This window comes from Amycolatopsis sp. NPDC003676, from assembly GCF_053587275.1.
Window position 1 is genome coordinate 1 of sequence record NZ_JBSFNS010000252.1, and the last position, 1,874, is coordinate 1,874.

General features: G+C 63.1%; 2 protein-coding genes and 1 pseudogene. All 3 read right to left on the reverse strand.

The window, feature by feature from the left end; translation table 11 throughout:
• Window positions 1-632 (reverse strand): F0F1 ATP synthase subunit A (locus tag ACWDNU_RS45345; RefSeq protein ID WP_449673389.1); only part of this gene is annotated, 632 nt, incomplete at its 3' end.
• Window positions 633-919: 287 nt separating this feature from the next.
• On the reverse strand, window positions 920-1,378 hold the full coding sequence (locus ACWDNU_RS45350; protein WP_355284651.1) for a hypothetical protein: 459 nt from the start codon (window positions 1,376-1,378) through the stop codon (window positions 920-922).
• Window positions 1,379-1,405: 27 nt separating this feature from the next.
• Window positions 1,406-1,874 (reverse strand): annotated as a pseudogene (locus tag ACWDNU_RS45355) (undecaprenyl-phosphate alpha-N-acetylglucosaminyl 1-phosphate transferase); the annotation flags it as partial.

A 1,874-nucleotide genomic window follows, 5' to 3' on the forward strand; every position in this document is an offset into this window, starting at 1 on the left:
GCCATGAGTCGGACGGTCAGCGTGAACGGCCGCAGGATGAAGGTCGAGACGAACTCGATCGGGATCAGCAGCACGTGCAGCGCGGGCGGCACATCGGGAACGACGATGCTCGACCGCATGTACTTGAAGAAGCCGTACTTGCGGATACCCACGTAGTTGAACGCGATGTAGGCGATCGCCGCCAGCACCAGCGGCATGCCGACTCGTGCATTCGACGAGATGTTCAGGAACGGAACAATGCTGGAGAAGTTCAGGAACAGAACCGTGAAGAAGATCGTCGCGATCAGCGGGAGGAACCGCTTACCGGTTTCCTTGCCGAGTACCTCGTCGGCGATCTGCTCCTTGACGAAAACCACGGCGGTTTCCATCACGTTCTGCAGGCCGCGGGGCACGATCTTCGGCGAGCGGAAAGCCAGCACGAAGACGAGCACCACAACGGCGGTCATCAGCAGCCGGATCAGCATCAGGCGGTCGAGTTCGAACGGCGTACCCTCGAACAGCACTGCTGGAGGGAAGAAGTCGGACAGCGATGGCGCGTGGAACTCGCCCGCCGCCAAAGTGATGACGCTCAGCGTTCTCTCCCGTGTTCGGGCCGCGGGTACGACGGTCATTCCCGCGGTTCGATCGGACATTGACGATCAATGGGGTCGACTCTGGTCGGCTCGAAATTCGACAGTTGCTCGTACGGTGTAACGCGTATCGGCTTCTGTTCGGGCGTCGGCGACATCGTCGACATGCTTCAACCGGGCACATTCCACCCGGATCGGCAGTAAGCATAGCGGCACCGGGCAGGATCTTGGCGATCCCCCCTGGTAACCCGAGGCATTGCCCCGAGTCATCCTGGGCAGCGCCTCCAGCTTGGGTGCTTGCTTACCAACACTTTACCAAGCTATCTACGACAGTGTGTAGCTGGGTGGGATTATTCCTGCTCGGAAGCCGTTTCGTCGTCTCCCGCGCGTGTCGTGACATACGGAACCTTCACGCTCACAACGCCGTACGTCTCGGCGCCGAGCACGATCAGCAGGGCGCCGACCACGGTGAAGAACAGCGTGGGCCTGCTGTAGAAGTCGAACTGGTTGAGCACACCGACGATCACCAGCGCGATCAGCAGCTTGCCGACCCAGCTGACCAGCATGACCAGGCCCGCCGTGCTCGGCGGCAGCTTGGCGCCGAGCAGCACGGCCACCACGGTGGTGAGGATGAATCCGCCACCGATGGCCGCGCCGAGCAGCGCGCCCCACAGGCCCGGCATCCCGGCCACCGCGGTGCCGATCGCCACCGAGACGACCACGAGGACACCGAGCCCGATCAGGCCGTAGCGCAGCGCGGTGCGCAGGGGGGCGTCGGGGCCTGGCACGGGGTTCGGAGTAAAGCTCACGGCCGGTACTTTACCTTCGGCCACTTCTCAGTGGTTGGCCGACTCCACCCGGCGCATCGATGGGATCGCGGTCACTACCAGGGCGAACACCAATCCACCCGCCACCAGCAGCACCACCAGCCGCCGATCCATCAGCGAGGTACCGACCGCGCCGAAGGCGAGCACGCCGACCCACAAATAGATCAACAGCACAACGCGTCGCTGAGAATGTCCGATCTGTAGCAATCGGTGATGAAGATGCATTTTGTCCGGTGTGGAGAAACTCACCCCGGCGCGCACGCGGCGCACGATCGCCAGCAACAGATCGAGCACCGGAATGAACATCACCGCACCCACCAACAGCAGCGGCGAGAGCAAACCCACAATGTCGCGCGGGCCGTAGCCCTGCAGCGGAATTCGGCCGGAGGCGCCGGTGGAAACCGCGGCCAGCATCAATCCGATCATCATCGAGCCGGAATCGCCCATGAAGATTCGGGCCCCCGTCACCACCGCGCTG